This is a genomic window from Porphyrobacter sp. YT40 (assembly GCF_006542605.1).
Classification (GTDB): domain Bacteria; phylum Pseudomonadota; class Alphaproteobacteria; order Sphingomonadales; family Sphingomonadaceae; genus Erythrobacter.
Window position 1 is genome coordinate 1,855,730 of sequence record NZ_CP041222.1, and the last position, 12,348, is coordinate 1,868,077.

Sequence of the window (12,348 nt, forward strand, 5' to 3'; positions counted from 1 at the left end):
TCGTGGGGCATTGCGAGGCCCCACTTGCACGCCGCACGCGGGCGGGGAATGAAGCGCCATGCTCGATAGCCTGATCGATCCCTTCCGCCGCACCTTCGATTTTCGCACCCGTGCGCGGCGGCGCGAATACTGGCTGTTCATCGCCTGGCAGGTGCCGATCGTGCTCGGCGCGCTGCTGCTGGGGATCAATCTCATGCCGCGCGAGGACAGCGCCGCTGCGCTGCTGGGCGCGCCGCTGGTCTATGTGGCGATCTTCGGCCTGCCGACGCTGGCGCTGCAGGTGCGCCGCCTGCACGATGCGGACAAATCGGGCTGGTGGTGGCTGGTCAGCCTGATCCCCTATCTCGGGCTTGGCTGGCTGATCTATCTGATGTGCCTTCCCGGCACATGGGGCGACAACCGCTACGGCCCCGATCCGCGCCAGACCTGGCAGGGCGACCTGTTCGAGTAGTTTTCTGTTTGCCTCAAGCGCTTGGCCGGTGCAATCTCGGCCATCGCGGCAAACAGGGGTGGCCGCGCAAGGGGACTTCGATGATCGATATCGGGCGCGTGTTTTCGACCAGCTTTACGATGCTGCGTCAGCGGTTCTGGCCGCTGGTGGGGATGTGGGCGGTGTTTCTGGCGATCCAGATGGCCGCCTCCACCGTGCTGGCGGTGGTGATGGTGGTGGTCGGCATGGCGGGCGTTGCGGGCCTCGGCGCGGGGCTTGAAGACCCAGCCGCGTTCGGCGGGCTCGGGATCGTGATGATCGTCTTCATGGTGCTGTTCTACGGCGCCTACATCGTGCTGTTGCTGGCGCAGCAGGCGGCGATGGTGACGCTGGGCTCGCCGCTGGAAGAGCCCGCGTTCGGCACGGCGATGAACCGCGGGTTCCGCAGTGCGCTGCCGTTCTTCGGGCTCTCGGTGCTGCTGGTGCTTGGCTATTTCGCGCTGGCCGCAGCGGTAATGGCGGTGATGAGCCTTGCGAGCGTCGGCGGCGGCGCGGCGGGAGGATTCGTAAGCGGTCTGATCGGCCTCTTGATGCTGCCGCTGGTGATCTGGCTCGCCTGCCGCCTGTCGGTGCTGGTCGCGGTGGTCGCGGTGGATCAGGTGTTCAACCCGATCACCGCGCTGCGCCGCAGCTGGGCTGTGACGAAGGGCAAGACCTTGCGCATCCTGCTCGCACTCGCCGGTTTCATCGGCATCTCGCTGGTCGCGCTGGCAGTGCCCTTCATGCTGATCTTCTTCGCCGCCGACATGGCCGAATCCAGCCCCGGCGCAGGGATCGGGCTGGGGATCGTCGGCCTGCTGATCTTCGTGCCGCTTTTCGTGGTCTACACGATCTACACCGCCACCTTCACCGCGGCGCTGCATTGCGAAGTGACCGAGGGCGGGGCGGAGCGGTTGGAAGAGGTCTTCGCCTGAAGCCCGCGCCCTAAAGCTCCCGCAAGGCGCGCGCCGGTTTCGCCCGCAGCAGCGGCAGCGATCCGGCGAGCGCGAAAGCGAGCACCAGCGCCACGCCGAGCCCGAGCACGCCCAGCACCTCGGCCCAGTCGGGCAGCCAGTCGAATTCGAACAGCTGGGTGATCACCACCCAGGCGAGCCCGCCGCCAAGCCCCAGCGCCACGAGCGCCAGAACGCCCGCGAGCAGGCCGTATTCGGCCAGTTGCAGCAGCAGGATCTGCCGCCGGCTCGCGCCCAGCACGCGCAGCATCACCGTGTCATAGGTGCGCGCGGCGCGTGCCGCGGCGATCGCGCCCATCAGCACCGCGAGGCCCGCGAGCACCGTCACCGCCGCCGCGGCCAGCGTCGCAAGGCTCACCTGTTCGAGCAGCTTCCTTGCCTCGACCAGAATGCCGCCGACCTCGATCACCGAGGACGAGGGCATTTCCTTCACCAGCGCCCGCAGCAACGCCCCGCGCGCGGCGGTGTCGGCCCCTTCGGGCAGGTCGATCGTGGCCGACAGGTTGTGCGGCGCGTCTTGAATCGCGTTGCGGCTGAATACCAACGCGAAATTGAAGCCCATGCTCTCCCAGTCGATCTCACGCAGGTTCGCGACCCGCGCGGTGCGCTCGACCCCGAGGATGGCGATGGTGAGATAGTCGCCCACCTCCAGCCCCACCGCATTGGCGAAATCGGCATCGACCGAGACCAGCGGCTCGCCATCGTGGAATGGGCTCCACCACTGGCCTTGGGTCACACGGTTGCCTTCGGGCGGGGTGTCGGCATAGGTCAGCCCGCGCTCGCCGCGCAGCGCCCAGGCGCCCTCGGGGATTTCCGCCAGATCGGCGACGCGGGTCATGCTGTCCTTCGGCCCATAGGCGATCACCGCCCCGCGCATGGTCGGCACGGTGCGGATGGCGGCCTTGGGAAAATCCTGCTGGATCAGCTGGAAGAAGCGCGGTTCCTTGTCGCGCGGCACGTCGAGCACGAAGTAGTCGGGGGCTTCGCGGGGGACGCGCTGCGCGATATTGCCGTCGATCGCGCTTTGCACCGCGGCGAGCAGCACGAAGGCGGCAAGGCCGAAGCCGAGCGCGGTCACCAGCGCGCCGGTGGGCGCACCGGGGCGGTGGATGTTGGCAAGCGCGCTTCTCAGCAGAGGATTGCGCGGGCGCGGCAGACTGCGCGCGAGGCGCTGGATCGCCAAGCCGAGCCCCGCCAGCACCGCCAGCGCGGCCCCCGCACCGATCAGGAATCCGCCCGACAGCATCGGCTGTGCGGTCGTCAGCAGCGCCAGCGCGCAGATCGCGGCCAGCCCCAGCGCAGTCGCCAGCAGCGCACGCCGGTCGCGCGCCAGCGGCACGATCCCCGAGCGCATCAGCGCCATCGCCGGAAAGGTGCGCGCGCGCAGCAAGGGCGCGGCGGCGAAGGCGAAGGCGACCAGCAGGCCATAGCCCGCCGCCAGCGCCAGCGCAGCGGGCGCGATGATAAAGCCGCTCTCGACCGGCAGCAGCCCTTGCAATGCGCCCGCCAGCAGCGGCGTCACCAGCACGCCCGCCGCCAGCCCCAACGCACTGCCCACCAGCGCCGCGACGCCGATCTGCAACGCATAGACGCGCACGATGTCCGCTGAGGTCGCTCCCAGCACCTTGAGCGTTGCGATGCTCGCGCGGCGCTGATCGAGATAGGACGATACGCCGCCCGCAATTCCGATCCCCGCAATCACCAGCGCGGCGAGGCCCACCAGCGTCAGGAAGTCGCTCATCTGGCGCACGAAGCGATCCGCGCCGGGCGAGGCGCGGTCGCGGGTGCGGATGTCAAAGCCGGCGGTGGGGTAGGCCTCGGTCAGCGCCTCCTCCACGCTCTCCGGATCGCGCGCCGGGTTGCTGAAGGCGACGCGGTGCTTGCTCTGGTAGAGCGCGCCCGGTTGCAGCAGCCCGGCCTTGGCGGGCACATCCTGCGCCACGATGATCGTGGGGCCGAGCTGGAAGCCTTCGGAAAGCCTGTCGGGCTCATCCGCGATGATCCCGGCGACACGCAGCGTGGCAGTGCCGACCTTGAAGCTGTCGCCGACCTTGATGCCCAGCCGCTCGAGCGCGGTCTGGGCGATCCATGCGTCATTGCCGCCCGGTGCGCCGACCTTGCGGCCATCGGTCAGGGTCAGCGTGCCGAACATCGGCCACTTCGCGTCCACCGCCTTCAATTCAATCGGCGCGGCGGCATCGGGCGTGCTCGCCATCGCCTGCATCCGGTAGCCGCTCGACACCTCGCCATATTCGGCGAGCGCCGCGCGCTCCTCGGGGGTGAGGTCGCGCTGCCAGACCTCGACTTCGAGATCCCCGCCAAGCAATTCCTGCCCGCTCGACTCCAGCTCGCGCTCGATCGCGCTGGTCAGCGTGCCGATCGCTGCCAGCGCCGCTGTGCCGAGGAAGATGCACACCAGCAGCAGCCGCAGCCCCTTGAAGCGGGCGTTGAGATCGCGGCGGGCGATGCGCCACGCCGTGCCCATCGGAAGGCTCATGCGGAGACGCCCGCCGTGTCGGAGACGATCACCCCGTCCGCCATCGTCAGCACCCGCTCGCAGCGCGCGGCGAGGCTGGCGTCGTGGGTGATGATCAGCAGCGTCGCCCCGGTTTCGGCGCGGCGGGCGAGCAGGAGCTTGATGATCTCCTCACCCGTGGCCGCATCGAGATTGCCGGTCGGCTCGTCGGCGAAGATCAGGCCGGGGCGCGGCGCGGTGGCGCGGGCGATGGCGACGCGCTGCTGCTCCCCGCCCGAAAGCTGGGTAGGGTAATGCCCGGTGCGGTGGCCGAGGCCAACCGCCTCCAGCTCTGCCAGCGCGCGCGGCTGCGCATCGGGCATGGCGGCAAGTTCCATCGGAGTGGCGACGTTCTCGGCGGCGGTCATGGTGGGGAGCAGGTGGAAGGCCTGCAACACGATCCCGATCCGCCCCCGGCGCGCTTCGGCGAGGCCATCCTCGTTCAGGCTGCCGAAATCCGCGCCCGCCACGGTCAGGCTGCCACCGCTGGCGCGTTCGAGGCCCGAGAGCACCGCCATCAGCGAGCTCTTGCCCGAACCGGAGGGGCCGAGCAGCGCCACCACCTGCCCCTGCGGCACGTCGAGATCGATACCCCGCAGGATCGTCACCGGCGCATCGCTGCTGCCGAGGGTGAGGGTAAGATTGCGGGCGCTGATCGCGAGAGAGGGGCTTGTCACGGGGTTCCGATGGCATAGGTGATAGGTTGCAACAAGCTACAGGTATGGAAGGCTCGCGGATGCACAAGCGCTCTTGGTCGAAAATCGCCGTCATGGGCGCTGGTTTGCTGGCTCTGGCGGCCTGCGGGGATGCGGCGGAGGATGCCGCGCCGCCGCCGGGCGGGATCGCCGCCGATGGCAGCCCGGCGCTTCCGGCGGTGCCCGTGATGGGGCCGGAGCGGAAAATCATCGCCTTCGGTGACAGTCTCTTTGCGGGATACGGCCTCGACCCGCGCGATTCATACCCGGAGAAACTTGAGAATGCGCTCAGGGCCAAGGGCGTCAACGCCGACGTCATCAATGCGGGCGTTTCCGGGGACACCACCGCCGCGGGACTGAACCGGCTGGAGTTCACGCTCGAAGCGCAGGATGCGCCCCCCGCGCTGTTCATCCTCGAACTGGGCGGAAACGATCTGCTGCGCGGTGTCTCGCCCGAGGAAACGCGGAGCAATCTCGAAAAGATGCTCACGATCCTCAAGGAGCGCGAGGTGCCGGTGCTGCTGATGGGCATGCGCAGCCCGCCCAATGTCGGCCCGGAATATCAGGCGCGCTTCGATGCGATGTATCGCGAACTCGCCGAAGAGTATGGCGCGGCGCTGATCCCGTTCTGGCTGGAGGACATCTACCGCGATCCCGCGCTGTTCCAGTCCGATCGCATCCACCCGACGGCCGAGGGGATCGAGCGGCTGGTGGCCTCGACGCTGGGCGATGTCGAAGAGGCGCTGCCCCCGCCGCCCGCGTCCTAGAGCCGCTCCACGCCCCCGCCCGCGACGCGCCAGATCGCCGCTTCCTCGCGGATCGCATCGAAGGGCGCGAGTTCGGTGCCGGTCATCCAAACCTGCGCGCGGCCTTCGCGCAAACGTCGGAACAATTCGATGCGGCGGACGGGATCGAGGTGCGCGGCGACTTCATCGAGCAGCAGCACACTCGGCCTGCCCGCTGCGGCGAGGATGCCGTGCGCCAGCGTGATCGCGATCAGCATCGCCTTCTGCTCGCCGGTCGATGAGGCCGCGGCAGGCTGGCCGGTGGAGGCCATGGTGACCTCCAGCTCATCGCGCTGCGGCCCGGTGAGCGCGCGGCCGGCCGACCGGTCGCGCGGGCGGCCGCGGGCAAGTTCGGCACGCAGCGCGGTCTCGTCGAGCGGCCCGCCGGGGCGATAGGTTAGGGCAGGCCGCGCGAAGGGTTCGGGCGGGAGCGCGGAGAGTTCATCCGCCAGCCGCAGCACCAGCTCGCCCCGCGTGCGCGCCACCGCCGTGCCGTGATCGGCCGCCTGGGCTTCCACCGCATCGAGCCAGCGCGCATCGCCCCCGGTGTCGAGCAGCTTTCCGCGTTCGCGCAGTGCCGTCTCCAGCGCGTTCACCCGCCGCGCATGATCGGGCGCGATGGCGAGCGCCATGCGGTCCATGAACCGCCGCCGCGCGCCCGCGCTGTCGGTGAAGAGACCGTCCATCGCGGGGGTGAGCCACGACAGCGCCAGCCATTCGGCGAGGCTCGCTGCGGTTGCGGGCGCGCCGTTGACCCGGACCAGCCGCCGTGCAGGCGCACCCGCCTCGGTAAAGGTGCCAAGCCGCGCCGAAACCGTGCCCGCCTCGGTCAAGCTCGCGCCGATGGCGAAGGGGAGGGGCGGGTCGCCCGGTGAGGCCCGCCGCGCCAGATCGCCGAGGTTGGCGCGCCGCAAGCCGCGCCCCGGCCCGAGCAGCGACAGCGCTTCGAGCAAATTGGTCTTGCCCGCGCCGTTCTCCCCCACCAGCAGGTTGAAATGCGCAGTCTCGCCAAGCTGCGTGGCGGCGTGGTTGCGGAAGTTTTCGAGGGTGATGCGGCTGAGGCCCATGGCCTCTCGCGGGTAGCGGGGCCCCCGCGATTTGGCCAGTGCGCGACGCGCTGAAATCGCCGATCCCAACCCTTGGTGAATTTTCCCAAGCTTTCGTTTGTATGAACGGATCGTTTGCGCGGTGAAAGCTTCGAAACCGCAGAATTCAGCCATTTTCCGAGTTTGGCACGGCCCGTGCAAGGTATCCGGCATCCCCGGGATGGTCCCGGAAACAACGCAAGACAGACCAAGGAGACCAACAATGTTCGCCATCGAAACCAGCAACCGCCTCTTCGCCGCCGCCTTCTCGGTCGTGCTTTCCGTCGCCGTGTTTGCCTACGCGATCATCCCCGCCAGCCCCAACCTCGTCGCCTGATCTTCACGCCGCACGCAATCAAAGGAACCCATGCCATGTTTGGATCTGACAACGCCGTCCGCTTCGCCTCTGCCGCTTTCGCCGTCGTGCTGACGGTTGCCAGCTTCGCCTATGCGATCGTGCCCGCCAGCCCCGGCCTGATGGCCTGAACCGACCCACGCAACAGGAGACCCAAAGACATGAACAACCTCGACGGCCATTCGAACAACACCCCGCCGAGCCGCAGCTTCCGCCTCGACAAGGCCGACGGCAAGATTTTCGGCGTGTGTGCCGGGATCGGCAACTATTTCGGCATCGACACCATGCTGGTGCGCATCGGCTTCGTCGCCGCGACGCTGCTCGGCTTCGGCAGCCCGGTGCTGATCTACCTCGCGATTGCCTTGATCGCCGACTGAGTGCAGCGACCACACAAAGCGGTTCCCGGTTTATCGGGCCGCTGCACCTGATGGAAAGAAACCGGGAGGGGCCTTTGTGGGCCCCTCTTTCTTTTACATCGCGCTGATGCCGCCATCCAGCTTGAGTTCGGCGCCGGTCATGAAGCGGCTTTCGTCGCTCGCCAGATAGAGCACCGCGTTGGCGATGTCGTTGGGCTCGCCCACGAACTTGAGCGGGATCTGCCGCGCCAGCTTTTCCATCAGCACATCCTTGTCGAGTGCGTGCGCGCGTGCCGTCCCGTCGAGGATCGGGGTGTCGACGAAGGTCGGGTGAACCGAATTGCAGCGGATCTGCATCCCCTTCTTGGCGCAATGCAGCGCAATCGACTTCGACAGCATCCACACCGCCGCCTTGCTGGCGTTGTAGGCGGGCATGGTGTCGCTCGCGATCAGTCCGGCGATACTGGAGATGTTGATGATCGAGCCCGGTGCGTGCTCGCGCATCAGCGGCAGCGCCTTCTGGCAGCCGTGGAAGATCGAATTGACGTTGATGTCGAAGCAGCGCTGCCAGTCGGCGAAATCGCAGGCCTCGATATTGCCCGGCACGCCGATCCCGGCATTGTTGACCAGCACGTTGAGCCCGCCGAGCTTCTCGCGCGCGGCGTCGACGGCGGCTTCCCACTGGTCGGGCTTGGTCACGTCATGAGCGATGCCGAAGGCCGTGCCGTCACCCAGTTCGGCGTTGATGATCGCGGCGGTCTCTTCCGCTCCGCTGCCATTGATGTCGGTCGCCAGCACCCGCGCGCCTTCCTGCGCAAGCCGGATGCAATGCGCGCGGCCTAGGCCCTGCGCGCCGCCTGTCACGAGGGCCATCTTGCCCGCTACACGTCCTGCCATGTTCTAGTCCTCTCCCAAAAATCCCGGTGTCAAAAGCATCGCTATGCGCACGTCGACCGCGTGCCCTGCGCGCCGCCATTCGGCGACGAAGCGCGCGAGATCGCGCAGCGCGACGCGGTGGACGGTGATGTTCTCGCCCTCGGTTCCGCCGCCTTCGCCGACGCGGGTCAGGCCGGTGGCCTTCAGCAAAGTGAAGCATTCGGACACCATGCCGGGCGAGGAATAGAATTCCCCCAGCAGCTCCATGTGCGCGGCGCGGTAGCCGGTTTCCTCCTCCAGCTCGCGCGCGGCGGCGGCGGTGGCATCCTCGCCCTCGGCCCCGGCATCGTCACCGACGAGTCCGGCAGGAATTTCGAGGCTGAAGCGCCCCAGCGGCACGCGGTACTGGCTGACGAGGATGACGTGGCGCGTGCCGTCTGGGTCTTCATCCAGCGCAATGATCGCGGCGGCGCGGATGCCCCGCGCGCGGCCCACATATTCCCAGCGGCCGCGCTTTTTGGCAGTGATGAAGCGGCCTTCCCACATCACCTCTTCAGGCAGATCGGCGTCGCGGTCTTTGATCACGGGGAGGCTCCGTCGGGAGGGCAGGGACGGCCCTTCCACAGGCTCGGGGGCCAAGGGTCAAGGGGTTAAATCGCTAGACCTCGATCAGCCGGTCGGGAAGCTCGTTGTCGTCCTCCTGCCCGCGCGGGAAATGTTCGGCGAGCACATGGCCGACATCGCGGACGCCGACCGCAAGGCCCTCGGCGATGCGGCCCTTGCGGATTTCGGCGAGCATGTCGCCCATCGCCTCGCCCCAGACCTCGGCGGAGACCTTGGCGGCGATGGTTTCGTCGGCGACGATCTCGGCGCGGCGCTCCTTCATCGAAAGGTAGATCAGCACGCCGGTATGCGCGGCTGTGCGCCCCTGCGCGCCGACCTTGAACTGGCGCACCGCCTGATCGTGCACGCGCATCGTCTTCACCGGGCCAGGGATGAGCGCGAATTTCAGCGGCTGCCATTTCTGCACCAGCAGCACGGCGAGGAATTTCAGCAGCCCGAGCGCGATCACCATACTGGCAAGCTCGCCGGTGGTCCATTCGTGGCCCCAGCCGCCGATCAGCCTGTCCCACAGGTCGAGGAAGGGCTGGGGCAGGGCGGCAAACACGCTCATTGCGGTGAACGCCGCGCCCGCAGCCCACAGGAGGGCGACATCGGTGTACCCGTCCGAGGCATCGGCGAGCACGGTGACGATTTCGCCCGAGGTCGCGCGTTCGGCTTCGGTCACGGCATCGCTGACCAGCCGGTGCCCGGCTTCATCGAGATAGGTCATGCTCACCAGCCTCCCCCCGCGCCGCCGCCGTTGAAGCCGCCGCCACCGCCGCCGAAGCCGCCAAAGCCGCCTCCGCCGCCGCCGCCGAAACCGCCACCCCCGCCGCGGCCACCGCCGGAGAGAAGCCCCCGCGCCACCGCCGAGCCGACTTCCCACAGGATGATGTCGCGCGCCGTGTCCGCAGCATCGCGGCCACGGCTGCCCCACGGCCCGGTGCCTTTGGCTCGATATTTACGCCGCCGCCCGCGACCGGCAAAGATCGGTAGCACGAAGAAAAAGAATATGAAGGCCAGCCAGATCAGCACGCCGACCGGAAAGCCGCCTTCGCTGCCGTTGGCGCGCGCTGCCGCCTCGGCCTCGGCGATGGCCTTGGCATCGGCGGGCGAGAGATTGAGGCGCTCGATCATCTGGTCGGTCGCGCGGTCGATCCCGCCGCCGAAATCGCCTTCGCGGAAGGCCGGGCGCAGCGTGTTGCGCACGACCTGGCCGGTGAACAGATCGGTCAGCCGGTCCTGCACCCCGCGCGCGGTGGTGATCCACATCTCGCGCTCTGTCGGCGCGATCAGCAGCAGCGCAGCCTCCTCGGTCTCGGCCCCGCCGACATCCCATGTCTCGGCCAGATCGCGGGCATAGACCGCCGGGTCCGCACCCTCGAGCGAGGGCACGGTCGCGACCACGATGACGCGCCCGGTCGCCGCAGTGTAATCGCGCAGCTTTCGATCGATCGCGGCTTCCTCGCCATCGGGGATGATCTGCGCGGCATCCAGCACCGGGCCATCGGGCCGCGCGGGAAAGCTCTGCGCAGCCAGCGGCGCCGCCAGCATGGCGAGAACGGCCCACCACAGCGCCACAATCGAACGCAGCATCATGCCCTTACGCGGCCGGAGCGCGCTCAATTGGCGGTGTCGAAGTTGACCTCGGGCGCGACATCGGCACCGGGCTTGGCCTTGAAGCCCTGCATCGGTTCGGCCCCGTGGATGATGTTCGCGCCGATGCTGTCGGGGAAGGTGCGGATCGTGGTGTTATAGTCCTGCACCGCCGCGTTGTATTTGGTGCGCGCGTTGTCGATCCGGTTTTCGGTGCCCTCGAGCTGGTCCTGCAACGCGAGAAAGCCCTCCTGGCTGCGCAGCTGCGGATAGTTTTCGGTCACCACCATCAGCCGCGACAGCGCCGAGCCGAGCTCGCCCTGCGCCTCTTCGAAGGCCTGGAACTTGGCCGGATCGTCGAGATCGTCGGCGGAGAGCTGGATGCTGGTGGCGCGCGAACGGGCGTTGATCACGTCTTCGAGGATCTTGCCCTCGGACGCGGCCGCGCCGCGAACGGTGGAGACGAGATTGGGGATGAGATCGGCCCGGCGCTGATAGGCGCTCTCGACATCGGCCCAGCGCGCCTTGGCGGCTTCTTCCTTGGTCGGGACCGAGTTGATGCCGCAAGCCGCAAGGCTGAGCGCGGCGACGGCGGCAAGCGCGCCGCGCAGCATGGTGGTGAATGTCATCGGATGATCCCTCCTTGTCGCGCGGTGCCGCATGGCAGCCCGTGGCGGCGTGTTCCTGTATTGCGGATATAGCACACCGTCCCCCCCATTCAAGCGGTGGAAGGCCTTCGCATCCCGCTTGGCAGACGCGCGCGCGAGTGCCAGAACGTGGTAAACAGCTACTTACAAGGGGATCATCATGCTGTCGGATTTCAAGGCTTTCATCGCCAAGGGCAATGTCATGGATCTTGCCGTGGGCGTCATCATCGGCGCCGCCTTCGGCACGATCGTCAAATCGCTGACCGATGACATCATCATGCCGATCGTCGGCTGGGTGTTCGGCAATGTCGACTTTTCCGACCGTTACTGGGTGCTCTCGGGCGAGGTCGAGCCGGGCACGCCGCTCGCCGCCGCGCGCGAGGCCGGAGCCAACGTGCTGGGGCTGGGCGCTTTCGTGTCGACCATCATCAACTTCGTGATCCTTGCCTTCATCATCTTCCTGATGGTGCGCTATGTGAAGAAGATCAGCGAACAGTTCTCCAAGCCCGAGGAAGCCTCGCCCGCCGGCCCGACCGAGGTCGAGCTGCTGGTCGAAATCCGGGACGCGCTGAGGAAATAAGGAGGGTAGGGCGGTTCAGTTCCGGCGGCCCGCAAGGCCGCAAGGGCGACCGCCCGCCCGCAGCGACGCTGACGCAGGCAGTATGGGCGAGGATATGCGCGCCCGGATGCCTGCGCACAAACACAGCTCATCCACTTCACATTCAGGATTGCCGCGCTATATCAGCACCTGCCGGTTTCGACCGGCTATGACGATAAATTGCTGCGTGCAATAGATGCAACGGACCCGGGGGCAGTACCCGGCGGCTCCACCAGAAGCGGCGGCCCCTCAGGAGGGCGCCGCAACTCCTGACGGGGCCGAACCAGGATCGACGTGTGTTGAAAGACGTAGTTTTCGTCCGGGCTGAGTAACCCGCATAAGGCTCAAAAACCATAAGTGCCAACGACAACGAAGCACTCGCAATCGCTGCGTAATTGATGGGCTAACGCCCTTCTTTTACTAGGCTAAAAAGCGCGGTTGGACCGAACCGGGCAACAGAATCGGAAACCGGGCGTCCGGGGGTACGTAGCAACAGAAACCCCCACCTTTTCCAACGCAGGCCCGCAGATCGTCGCTTCAGTCGCGGGGGACAGCCTGCGCCTCCCGCAGCGCCGCAACTTCCTTTTCGAGCCTCAGGCAATCGAGAATCTTCGCTCCGCCGAGGAACACCGCGCCGGTAGTCGCCAGAAACAGCAGTTTGCCGCCGAAGCCGGGATATTCGTGCAAATAGATCATGCCGCGCGCGCAGGAGCCGAGCGCCAACGCGTAGATGATCAGGAACGCCTCGAACCGCGTCTTGATCACGAACAGCCTTGCGATTTTGCGCAGCATGG

The 12,348-nt window shown here is 67.5% G+C and carries 16 protein-coding genes and 1 other RNA gene; 8 read left to right on the forward strand and 9 right to left on the reverse strand.

Features of this window, described 5'->3' with window-relative positions; genetic code table 11:
- The first annotated feature begins 58 nt into the window (after window positions 1–58).
- Window positions 59–451, forward strand: coding sequence for a DUF805 domain-containing protein (locus E2E27_RS08565; protein WP_141458547.1), 393 nt, complete (start codon window positions 59–61; stop codon window positions 449–451).
- Window positions 452–531: 80 nt separating this feature from the next.
- Window positions 532–1,404, forward strand: a complete 873-nt coding sequence (locus E2E27_RS08570; protein WP_141458548.1) for a hypothetical protein — start codon at window positions 532–534, stop codon at window positions 1,402–1,404.
- Window positions 1,405–1,414: 10 nt separating this feature from the next.
- On the opposite strand, the gene E2E27_RS08575 is transcribed toward E2E27_RS08570, so the two are convergent.
- A complete protein-coding gene (locus E2E27_RS08575) occupies window positions 1,415–3,940 on the reverse strand; it encodes an ABC transporter permease (RefSeq protein ID WP_141458549.1) in 2,526 nt (841 codons plus the stop codon).
- Window positions 3,937–4,635: an ABC transporter ATP-binding protein gene (locus E2E27_RS08580; RefSeq protein ID WP_141458550.1), complete on the reverse strand. Its 699-nt coding sequence runs from the start codon at window positions 4,633–4,635 to the stop codon at window positions 3,937–3,939. The genes E2E27_RS08575 and E2E27_RS08580 overlap by 4 nt, the downstream gene beginning before the upstream one ends.
- A 59-nt stretch (window positions 4,636–4,694) precedes the next feature.
- Between E2E27_RS08580 and E2E27_RS08585 the strand changes: the two genes are divergently transcribed.
- Window positions 4,695–5,420, forward strand: coding sequence for an arylesterase (locus tag E2E27_RS08585; protein WP_234036249.1), 726 nt, complete (start codon window positions 4,695–4,697; stop codon window positions 5,418–5,420).
- On the opposite strand, the gene recF is transcribed toward E2E27_RS08585, so the two are convergent.
- Window positions 5,417–6,505, reverse strand: a complete 1,089-nt coding sequence (gene recF / locus E2E27_RS08590; RefSeq protein ID WP_141458552.1) for a DNA replication/repair protein RecF — start codon at window positions 6,503–6,505, stop codon at window positions 5,417–5,419. The two genes, E2E27_RS08585 and recF, sit on opposite strands and share 4 nt — an antisense overlap.
- A 241-nt stretch (window positions 6,506–6,746) precedes the next feature.
- Between recF and E2E27_RS18900 the strand changes: the two genes are divergently transcribed.
- The 3 genes from E2E27_RS18900 to E2E27_RS08595 are packed head-to-tail and all read left to right on the forward strand — an operon-like array spanning window position 6,747 to window position 7,255.
- Window positions 6,747–6,860 carry an enoyl-CoA hydratase gene (locus tag E2E27_RS18900; protein WP_199799104.1) on the forward strand — a complete coding sequence of 38 codons (114 nt, stop codon included), beginning with the start codon at window positions 6,747–6,749 and terminating at the stop codon, window positions 6,858–6,860.
- A gap of 35 nt (window positions 6,861–6,895) precedes the next feature.
- On the forward strand, window positions 6,896–7,009 hold the full coding sequence (locus tag E2E27_RS18905; RefSeq protein WP_199799105.1) for an enoyl-CoA hydratase: 114 nt from the start codon (window positions 6,896–6,898) through the stop codon (window positions 7,007–7,009).
- Window positions 7,010–7,039: 30 nt separating this feature from the next.
- Window positions 7,040–7,255, forward strand: coding sequence for a PspC domain-containing protein (locus E2E27_RS08595; RefSeq protein ID WP_141458553.1), 216 nt, complete (start codon window positions 7,040–7,042; stop codon window positions 7,253–7,255).
- Between the two features lie 93 nt (window positions 7,256–7,348).
- On the opposite strand, the gene E2E27_RS08600 is transcribed toward E2E27_RS08595, so the two are convergent.
- The 5 genes from E2E27_RS08600 to E2E27_RS08620 form a co-directional block, all read right to left on the reverse strand.
- Entirely contained in the window at window positions 7,349–8,131 is a 783-nt protein-coding gene (locus E2E27_RS08600) for an SDR family oxidoreductase (RefSeq protein WP_141458554.1), read from the reverse strand.
- Between the two features lie 3 nt (window positions 8,132–8,134).
- Window positions 8,135–8,692 carry an NUDIX hydrolase gene (locus tag E2E27_RS08605; RefSeq protein ID WP_141461732.1) on the reverse strand — a complete coding sequence of 186 codons (558 nt, stop codon included), beginning with the start codon at window positions 8,690–8,692 and terminating at the stop codon, window positions 8,135–8,137.
- A 76-nt stretch (window positions 8,693–8,768) separates the two neighbouring features.
- On the reverse strand, window positions 8,769–9,443 hold the full coding sequence (locus E2E27_RS08610; RefSeq protein WP_181443629.1) for a TPM domain-containing protein: 675 nt from the start codon (window positions 9,441–9,443) through the stop codon (window positions 8,769–8,771).
- A gap of 2 nt (window positions 9,444–9,445) precedes the next feature.
- Window positions 9,446–10,312, reverse strand: coding sequence for a TPM domain-containing protein (locus E2E27_RS08615; RefSeq protein ID WP_181443630.1), 867 nt, complete (start codon window positions 10,310–10,312; stop codon window positions 9,446–9,448).
- Between the two features lie 23 nt (window positions 10,313–10,335).
- Window positions 10,336–10,938 (reverse strand): LemA family protein, encoded by a 603-nt coding sequence (locus E2E27_RS08620; RefSeq protein WP_141458555.1) that lies wholly within the window; start codon window positions 10,936–10,938, stop codon window positions 10,336–10,338.
- A gap of 178 nt (window positions 10,939–11,116) precedes the next feature.
- On the opposite strand from E2E27_RS08620, the gene mscL reads away from it, so the two are divergent.
- Both mscL and ssrA read left to right on the forward strand, forming a co-directional pair.
- Window positions 11,117–11,536, forward strand: coding sequence for a large conductance mechanosensitive channel protein MscL (gene mscL / locus E2E27_RS08625; RefSeq protein WP_141458556.1), 420 nt, complete (start codon window positions 11,117–11,119; stop codon window positions 11,534–11,536).
- 131 nt (window positions 11,537–11,667) lie between these two features.
- Window positions 11,668–12,024, forward strand: a transfer-messenger RNA (tmRNA) gene (gene ssrA, locus E2E27_RS08630).
- 67 nt (window positions 12,025–12,091) lie between these two features.
- Here the strand turns inward: ssrA and E2E27_RS08635 are convergent.
- Window positions 12,092–12,346, reverse strand: coding sequence for a hypothetical protein (locus E2E27_RS08635; RefSeq protein ID WP_141458557.1), 255 nt, complete (start codon window positions 12,344–12,346; stop codon window positions 12,092–12,094).
- Window positions 12,347–12,348: the final 2 nt, after the last annotated feature.

What these genes read in the sequence shown, in the direction of transcription:
- recF (WP_141458552.1), bottom strand. Translation starts at nt 6,505, where the DNA reads ATGGGCCTCAGCCGCATCACCCTCGAAAACTTCCGCAACCACGCCGCC.
- E2E27_RS08600 (WP_141458554.1), bottom strand. Translation starts at nt 8,131, where the DNA reads ATGGCAGGACGTGTAGCGGGCAAGATGGCCCTCGTGACAGGCGGCGCG.
- E2E27_RS08595 (WP_141458553.1), top strand. Translation starts at nt 7,040, where the DNA reads ATGAACAACCTCGACGGCCATTCGAACAACACCCCGCCGAGCCGCAGC.
- E2E27_RS08585 (WP_234036249.1), top strand. Translation starts at nt 4,695, where the DNA reads ATGCACAAGCGCTCTTGGTCGAAAATCGCCGTCATGGGCGCTGGTTTG.
- E2E27_RS08620 (WP_141458555.1), bottom strand. Translation starts at nt 10,938, where the DNA reads ATGACATTCACCACCATGCTGCGCGGCGCGCTTGCCGCCGTCGCCGCG.
- E2E27_RS08565 (WP_141458547.1), top strand. Translation starts at nt 59, where the DNA reads ATGCTCGATAGCCTGATCGATCCCTTCCGCCGCACCTTCGATTTTCGC.
- E2E27_RS08570 (WP_141458548.1), top strand. Translation starts at nt 532, where the DNA reads ATGATCGATATCGGGCGCGTGTTTTCGACCAGCTTTACGATGCTGCGT.
- E2E27_RS08575 (WP_141458549.1), bottom strand. Translation starts at nt 3,940, where the DNA reads ATGAGCCTTCCGATGGGCACGGCGTGGCGCATCGCCCGCCGCGATCTC.
- E2E27_RS18900 (WP_199799104.1), top strand. Translation starts at nt 6,747, where the DNA reads ATGTTCGCCATCGAAACCAGCAACCGCCTCTTCGCCGCCGCCTTCTCG.
- mscL (WP_141458556.1), top strand. Translation starts at nt 11,117, where the DNA reads ATGCTGTCGGATTTCAAGGCTTTCATCGCCAAGGGCAATGTCATGGAT.
- E2E27_RS08615 (WP_181443630.1), bottom strand. Translation starts at nt 10,312, where the DNA reads ATGATGCTGCGTTCGATTGTGGCGCTGTGGTGGGCCGTTCTCGCCATG.
- E2E27_RS08610 (WP_181443629.1), bottom strand. Translation starts at nt 9,443, where the DNA reads ATGACCTATCTCGATGAAGCCGGGCACCGGCTGGTCAGCGATGCCGTG.
- E2E27_RS18905 (WP_199799105.1), top strand. Translation starts at nt 6,896, where the DNA reads ATGTTTGGATCTGACAACGCCGTCCGCTTCGCCTCTGCCGCTTTCGCC.
- E2E27_RS08635 (WP_141458557.1), bottom strand. Translation starts at nt 12,346, where the DNA reads ATGCTGCGCAAAATCGCAAGGCTGTTCGTGATCAAGACGCGGTTCGAG.